Raw genomic sequence first — 7,496 nt, 5'->3', positions numbered from 1 at the left:
TCTTCTGTTATAATTGTTTTCATAAGGAAAGATCCCTCCGATTTTTGTTTGTTATGGTAAACAACATTATATCAGAGGTCTTTCCTTTTTTCATATTTACTTGTCACAAATGTATTGTCTCATATCAAAATAAAGTTTTATTTAGGAATATTTTGAAAAAGTAGGTTAAATATATACATTTAAACTAAAAAATAAAGAGACTAGAGGTTTCTAGTCTTTTTTTCTAAATAAAATAAGATATTCACCATACCCTTCTTTTTCCATATCCTGTTTCTTAATAAATTTAAGGGAAGCACCATTTATACAATATCTAAGTCCTCCTTTATCCTTAGGACCATCTGGAAACACATGGCCAAGATGAGAGTCTCCATATTTACTTCTTACTTCAGTTCGAATCATACCATGGGATAAGTCTCTTTTTTCAATTACATGACTATCTTCTAAGGGTTTAGTAAAACTAGGCCATCCACACCCTGCATCAAACTTATCATTTGAACTAAATAGTGGTTCGCCTGAGACTATATCCACATATATCCCTTCCTCATTGTTTTCGTTATATTCATGGGTAAAAGGTCTTTCTGTTCCACTTTTTTGGGTTACACGATATTCTAAATCATTTAATTTTTCCTTTATTTCTTCGTCACTTGGTTTTATATATTTATTATTCATATATTCACTCTCCTTAAAAATATATTACCCAAATATTTAGATTATATTGTAATGAGTTGTTAATTTTATGATATGATAAAATAAGATGGTAAAACTAGGAAGGAGTGATTAAATGGCAGAGCTTATTATTACTGTGATTATAACATTACCCCTTTTAATAATTCTAATTTATGGAATTATACATCCCGAAGAGTTGGCATCTTGGGGATATAAGTGGAGATACAAAGGAGAACCAGAGCCTACAGAGGAGTATATAAAATATACTCGTGCGTCTTCAGTAATAGGATTATTATTAATTATATCCATTATAATCTTTTATTTTAGTACCTTATATGGTTTAATATTTTTCATACTATCAATATCCCTATCCCTATATTATTTTTTAACTAGATAAACCAGTACTATATTTTTTCAAAAATAATATTTAGAAAGAGAAGTAAATCATGATAATGATAGAGACAATAAAAGGACAGTCATTTTATTAATGGAGAAAGAAGTGTTTTATATATACAGTAATTTAGACTTATTAGATAAAGGGAATAGCAAGTAAATTCAATGATAAATAACATAGTCCTAGGCTTTTGCTCTAGGACTTTTGTGTTATAATTAGCTTAATAGAATATTGGGAGGGATGTATATGTATAGGGGAATTAATGAAGAGATTTATGAATTAAAAGAAAGGCTTAGAACAAAAGAAAAACTTGATTCATTTAGAATTATGACCATGGAAGAATTGAATAAGCAAAAACAAAATTTACAAAATTTAAGAGATATATTGAAAAAAGAAGAAAAGGACGTAACTAAGCTTGAAAGTATGAGTCTATCAACTTTTTTCTTTGATTTAATAGGCAAGAAAGAAGATAAATTAGATAAGGAAAGAAAAGAATATTTAGCAGTTAAAATGCAATATGATGAATGTATTTTAGCCATAAGGGAATTAGAAGACGAGATAAAAAAATGTGATAAAGAATTAATGAATTATTCAAGTGTAAAGAAAGAATACGAAGAAGCCATAAAGAAAAAGCAGGAAATGATAATAAATGAAGATGGAGATAAAGGAAGAACACTAAGAGATTTATTAGATAAGCAAAATGAATTAAAGTTAAATATAAAAGAAGTCAAAGAAGCCATAAATGCAGGGAAAAATGCGTCAGGTGCATTGTCACAAATGATGGAGCCCTTAGACTCAGCTAGAAATTGGGGCATATGGGATATGCTTGGCGGCGGATTTTTTACAGATATGGTAAAACACTCTAAAATAGATGATGCTAATAAGATGTCCTACGATGTACAGCAATGTTTAAAGAGGTTTCAAAAAGAGTTAAATGATGTAAATGAATTTACAGATATTACAGTAGATATTGGTTCTTTTGCTACATTTGCTGACTTTTTCTTTGATGGACTTTTTGCTGATTGGTTTGTACAGTCAAAAATAAATGAATCCATATCCAATTTAGATAATGCAAACACAAAAGTAGGAGATATAATAGAAGATTTAAATAGGGACTTGACTATAATGGAAAGCCAACAGGAGTCTATAGAGACTAAAATCAACAAATTATTAGAGAGATAATAGTTTTGTTTTTACTTTTAATAAGCAATGGATAATCTGTTAGGATATATTTATATAATGAAGCTTTACTAAAGACCTTTGATAAATATATAAAGTTTTATTTATTTAAGGATAAGTAAAATTGAATATAGAATTGTTGTAATATTCTTATCTTTATAATATAATTTACTTAGATACTCGAACTAATTTTAAGGAGGGGTACAATGCCAAAAGTTTTATTGGAAAGAAAAGATGTAGATGTAAATCTTACATGGGATTTATCAACGATTTTTAAAACTGAGGAAGAATTTGAAGCAGTAGTGAGTAAAGCACAAAGACTTACAGAAGAACTAGAAAAAGAGTTTAAAGGAAAGCTGAATAATTCAAAAGCAATCAACAGTTGTTTAGATAAGCTAAGAGAAATAACTCAGCTATCTATGCTTGCAAGTACATATGCGTACCTTGCAGTGGCAGTAGACCAGACAAATGTAGAAAATCAAAGTAGACAAATGAAGTTATCTAATATATCATCTGATATTCAAAGTAAATTAAGCTTTGTACAATCTGAAATAATAGAGGCAGATGAAAAAATAATAGAAGCGACAATAGAAGAATCAAAAGAAAACTCAGGATACCTTAAGGATATAATTAGACAGAAAAAATATGCCTTACATCCAGAGGTGGAAAAAACATTATCTGCATTATCAGGTACTTTAGGCGCTCCGTATCAAATTTATAATCGTGCCAAATTAGCAGATATGGATTTTGGTACTTTTGCTGTAGACGGTAAGGAGTATCCTTTAAGTTTTGGCCTATTTGAAGATGAATGGGAATATGAACATGATACCAAAATAAGACGAGCTGCCTTTGAAGCTTTTTCTAAGAAATTAAGAGAATATCAGCATACTATAGCAGGAGCGTACCATACTCAAGTACAAAAAGAAAAGACATTGGCTACTTTAAGAGGATTTGATTCAGTAATTGACAGTTTATTATTTCCACAGGAGATAACTAGGGAATTATATAATAGACAAATAGATGTAATAATGGAGCATTTAGCACCACATATGAGAAAGTTTGTAAAATTACTTCAAAAAATTCATGGCATAGAAGAAATGACCTTTGCAGATTTAAAATTAGATGTAGATCCTGACTTTGAACCAGAAATATCTGTTGAAGAGTCTAAAAAGTATATTAAAGGAGCATTGGGAGTTTTAGGAGATGATTATTTAGAAGTTATTGAAAGGGCATATAATGAGAGATGGATAGATTTTGTTCAGAATAAAGGTAAATCCACAGGAGCATTTTGTTCAAGCCCTTATGGAAGTCATCCATTTATATTGATCTCTTGGACAGAAAGAATGAGAGAGGTCTTTGTATTAGCTCATGAATTAGGTCATGCAGGACATTTTTACTTGGCTCAACGAGAGCAAAATATATTTGATACAAGAGCTTCTCAGTATTTCATTGAAGCACCATCAACTATGAATGAAATGCTTATGGCAAATTATCTAATGAAAACAATGGATGATCCTAGGATGAAAAGATGGGTACTATCCTCTATAATATCTCGTACCTACTATCATAACTTTGTGACTCATTTATTAGAGGCCCATTATCAAAGAGAGGTATATAAAATAATTGATGAGGGTGGAAGTGTACAAGCTGCTACATTAAATAAACTTAAAAGAGAAACCTTAGAGAAATTCTGGGGAGATACTGTAAAGATTAATGAAGGTGCGGAACTTACTTGGATGAGACAGCCTCACTATTATATGGGACTATATCCATATACCTATAGTGCAGGACTTACAATTGCTACAGAAGTAAGTAAGAGAATTTTAACAGAGGGACAAGACGCATTAGATGATTGGAAGAAGGTTTTAAAGGCAGGAGGAACTAAGACTCCAGTAGAATTAGCACAAATGGCAGGAGTAGATATAACTACAGATAAACCACTATTAGATACTATAGCACATATAGGAAGTATAATAGATGAAATAATTAAGCTAACAGAAGAAATAGAGGAAAAGCAGTAAAAATAGAGATAAAAAATAATCACTCTGTACTGGATGTACAGAGTGATTAAGATTAACTAACAAATTTATACCGTAACCACACTATGCAGATCGGTTACATTGCTTATATTATACCAAATTACTGATTAAAGTAAACGCACTTTGGGGAAAATTAAGATAATCAATATCTAGGATGTGAGCTATACAATGATTAAAGTTAAGGATTTACTAGAACAATTTGAAGATTTTAAAGTATTAGCTGGTGAGAAAGGATTAAATAAAAATGTAAGTACAGTTAGTATTATGGATGCTCCAGACATATATAATTGGATGAAAGGTGGAGAATTTTTAGTCACTACAGGATATATAATGAGGGATAATCCTTTGGAACTAAAGAATTTAGTTATTAAGCTACACGAAAATAAAGCGGCAGCTTTAGGAATAAAGGTAGGCAGATTTATCGAAAAATTGCCAGACGAAGTAAAAAGAATAGGTGATGAATTAAATTTCCCCATTATATATGTACCTAAGAACTATGCCTTTACAGATATTATAAACCCTGTTCTTTCAAGAATAGTTAATGAACAGGCTAAGAAGTTAATGATGTCTGAAGAAATACATAAATCTTTTACACAAATAGTTATACAAGGGAAAGGAACTTCCCATATAGTGGATACATTATATAAGATATTAGACAAAGATATAGCTTTTATAGATTTAGTCTTTAATAGAAATTATATAAGATGTACGTCTGATAAATTTAAAGAGGATATAGACAATTTAGGGATTAAAAACATATCAGATAAATACTATAGTTATCCTGTTCAAATAGGAAGTTCTATTTATGGATATTTAGTAGTAGAGAACTTGCAAGAAAAACCATTGGAAGATTTAGATAATATAACTATAGAACATGCCAGTACCGTTCTTAAACTTAATATTCAAAAAGAAATATCCAATCATCAAATAGAACAAAAGTATAGGGATGAATTTATTCAGGATTTAATAATAAACAATATAAAAACTGTAGAGGAAGCTAATAATAGAGCAGCATTATATGGCTGGAAAATAGAAAATGGGTTAATTTGTTTAATAGTTGATATAGATAATTTTAAAGAAAAGTTTATTACTCTAGAAAACACACAGGAGCTAGAAAGTGAAAGGGATAAAATCTTTAGACTATCAAACTTTAAGATGAAAAGAAGCTTTAAACAGTGTTTTTATACAATTTACAGTGATAATATTGTTTTTTTAGTAGAGCCAGATGAAAAGCCTATAGAGAATTTTACCAAAAGATTAGAAAATGTTGCTGAAGAATTAAGGAGAGAAATTAAAGAAAACAGTAAATTTACAGTTTCCATAGGTATAGGGACTTACCAAGAATCCATAATAGATATTTATATTAGTTTTGTAGAAGCTCAAAAAGCTGTGAGAATAGGAAGAACAGTTTACGAGAAGGATAAGATTTATAGTTATTCTAAACTAGGCGTATATAAAATGTTATATAATCTTTCTTTAGAGGAAGATACAAGCAGATTTTGCAGTGAATATCTGCAAAATCTACTGGATTATGATAATGAGAATAACTCTGCGTATATGGAAACTTTAAAGACAATAGTTAAAAATGATTGGAATTTAAAACAAGCTTCAGAGGAAATGTTTATTCATTATAACACTATAAAATATAGATTTAACAAGATTTGTGAAATTATAGATTTAGATTTAGGCAATAGGGAGGATAAATTTAAAATAGAACTTTGCTTAAAATTAATGAATATGAGTAAACAATACTCTTTGTACATGAAGACTAAAATATAGTCTTCATTTTTATACTCTAAATACAGTGTGGATATTGTTAATTAATTATATAATACAATTAATTAAATACTGAGGAGGAAATATAATGTATAAAACAAAAGTAGGTATGTTAAAAGATGTATTGGCTTCAGTGAAAGAAAGTAATTTATCAGATCCATTTAAAGATCTAGAAAAGACAGGAAGAATTATATTAAAAGGTGGATTGGTAGTAGATCCTAAAAATAATATAGAAGAAGTACTAGATATTGCTGTATTAAATGATGAAATCGTTGAAGTAGGAAAGGATATTTATGTAGAAAAAGGCGATATGGTAATAAATTGTGAAGGATTATTAGTAACTCCAGGAATAGTAGATATGCACCTTCATTTAGGAGACCTATTTGAAGTAAGTACAGACCCTATGTATGGAGCAGTAGCAAATGGAGTAACTATGGGACTTTCTCCAGGAGCAGGAAATACATTTATGGCACCAGCACTATTAGGAGCTGAAGTAGATAGAGGATTACCAGTAAATATTGGAGTGTACCAAGGGGCTGCCAGTGTATTATCTACTATGTTATCAGTGGAGGAGTTAATCAAATTATATAAAGGTGAATTAGATGAAGAGACTGCATCATCAAGAATGACTAGAAATGCAATTACAAATACTACAGCACCATTAGTAGTAGGTATAAAGGATCATATGGGTCACTTTATAATGTCTGATGAAAATATAGAGAAAATATTTGAAATAACTTCAAAAGCTAAATTACTATATATGACTCACACTCAAGACCCAGCTCATGCAATTAGATTAGTAGAATTATCTAAAGGAAGATCTCTTCATTTAGGACATACAACAGCTGCTGGATGTGGTACACATATGGATGCAGTAGAGGGTATGAAAACTGTAATAGATCTATGTAAAAATGAAAATGTAACTGGAGAGTTTGTAACTACTATGTTGAGACAAGGTGGTGGAAGTAGAGAAGGACTTATTCTGCCTAAAAAATCTCAAGAATTATCCTATGAAGCCTTAGAAAAAGGAATAGTAGATGTTTTAATATCTGATGGGCAAAATGATGCCACAATGAAAGGATTTGGAGATACAAGGGATAATATTCCTGCAATACTGGAATTATCAGAAATGGGAGTTTTAAGTTTAAGTAAATCAGTGGCTACTATGACCTCTAATCCAGCAAAGTTAGTGGCTGAGAAGACAGGAAATGACTGGTGGACAGAAAAAATAGGACATTTAGGAAAAGGTGCCTTAGCAAACATAACTGTAATCAATATGGATGTAAAGTCAGCAGTTTATACTATGGTAAATGGAGAAGTAGTAGGTTTTGAAAACAGAGCAGTAAGACGTGGAAGTGGAGCAGGAGGATTTGTAAGTAAATTTGGTATGGTCAGAAGAATCGGAGTAGGAGATTTAGTAATGTTTTCATACAAGAGATAAG

Annotated in this window: 6 protein-coding genes; 5 read left to right on the top strand and 1 reads right to left on the bottom strand. The window is 30.2% G+C overall.

The genetic code is table 11. From position 1 onward, the window contains the following. Window positions 1–210: 210 nt before the first annotated feature. Window positions 211–669: a peptide-methionine (R)-S-oxide reductase MsrB gene (gene msrB, locus FYJ83_RS06990; protein WP_154439617.1), complete on the bottom strand. Its 459-nt coding sequence runs from the start codon at window positions 667–669 to the stop codon at window positions 211–213. A gap of 112 nt (window positions 670–781) precedes the next feature. On the opposite strand from msrB, the gene FYJ83_RS06985 reads away from it, so the two are divergent. From FYJ83_RS06985 to FYJ83_RS06965, 5 genes are all read left to right on the top strand, one after another. Beyond that, window positions 782–1,063, top strand: a complete 282-nt coding sequence (locus FYJ83_RS06985) for a hypothetical protein (RefSeq protein ID WP_154439616.1) — start codon at window positions 782–784, stop codon at window positions 1,061–1,063. Window positions 1,064–1,306: 243 nt separating this feature from the next. Then, on the top strand, window positions 1,307–2,242 hold the full coding sequence (locus FYJ83_RS06980; protein ID WP_154439615.1) for a hypothetical protein: 936 nt from the start codon (window positions 1,307–1,309) through the stop codon (window positions 2,240–2,242). 203 nt (window positions 2,243–2,445) lie between these two features. Further along, window positions 2,446–4,260, top strand: a complete 1,815-nt coding sequence (gene pepF / locus FYJ83_RS06975; protein ID WP_154439614.1) for an oligoendopeptidase F — start codon at window positions 2,446–2,448, stop codon at window positions 4,258–4,260. 186 nt (window positions 4,261–4,446) lie between these two features. Then, the gene (locus FYJ83_RS06970) at window positions 4,447–6,057 is read left to right on the top strand and encodes a PucR family transcriptional regulator (RefSeq protein WP_154439613.1); all 1,611 of its coding nucleotides are present in this window, start codon (window positions 4,447–4,449) and stop codon (window positions 6,055–6,057) included. Between the two features lie 85 nt (window positions 6,058–6,142). After that, the gene (locus FYJ83_RS06965) at window positions 6,143–7,495 is read left to right on the top strand and encodes an amidohydrolase family protein (protein WP_154439612.1); all 1,353 of its coding nucleotides are present in this window, start codon (window positions 6,143–6,145) and stop codon (window positions 7,493–7,495) included. Window position 7,496: the final 1 nt, after the last annotated feature.

It is taken from the genome of Tissierella pigra (assembly GCF_009695605.1).
GTDB lineage: Bacteria > Bacillota > Clostridia > Tissierellales > Tissierellaceae > Tissierella > Tissierella pigra.
This window is presented reverse-complemented; position numbering and strand designations above follow the sequence as displayed.

Coding starts and splice junctions, on each gene's coding strand:
- msrB (WP_154439617.1), bottom strand. CDS start 669: ATGAATAATAAATATATAAAACCAAGTGACGAAGAAATAAAGGAAAAA.
- FYJ83_RS06985 (WP_154439616.1), top strand. CDS start 782: ATGGCAGAGCTTATTATTACTGTGATTATAACATTACCCCTTTTAATA.
- FYJ83_RS06980 (WP_154439615.1), top strand. CDS start 1,307: ATGTATAGGGGAATTAATGAAGAGATTTATGAATTAAAAGAAAGGCTT.
- pepF (WP_154439614.1), top strand. CDS start 2,446: ATGCCAAAAGTTTTATTGGAAAGAAAAGATGTAGATGTAAATCTTACA.
- FYJ83_RS06970 (WP_154439613.1), top strand. CDS start 4,447: ATGATTAAAGTTAAGGATTTACTAGAACAATTTGAAGATTTTAAAGTA.
- FYJ83_RS06965 (WP_154439612.1), top strand. CDS start 6,143: ATGTATAAAACAAAAGTAGGTATGTTAAAAGATGTATTGGCTTCAGTG.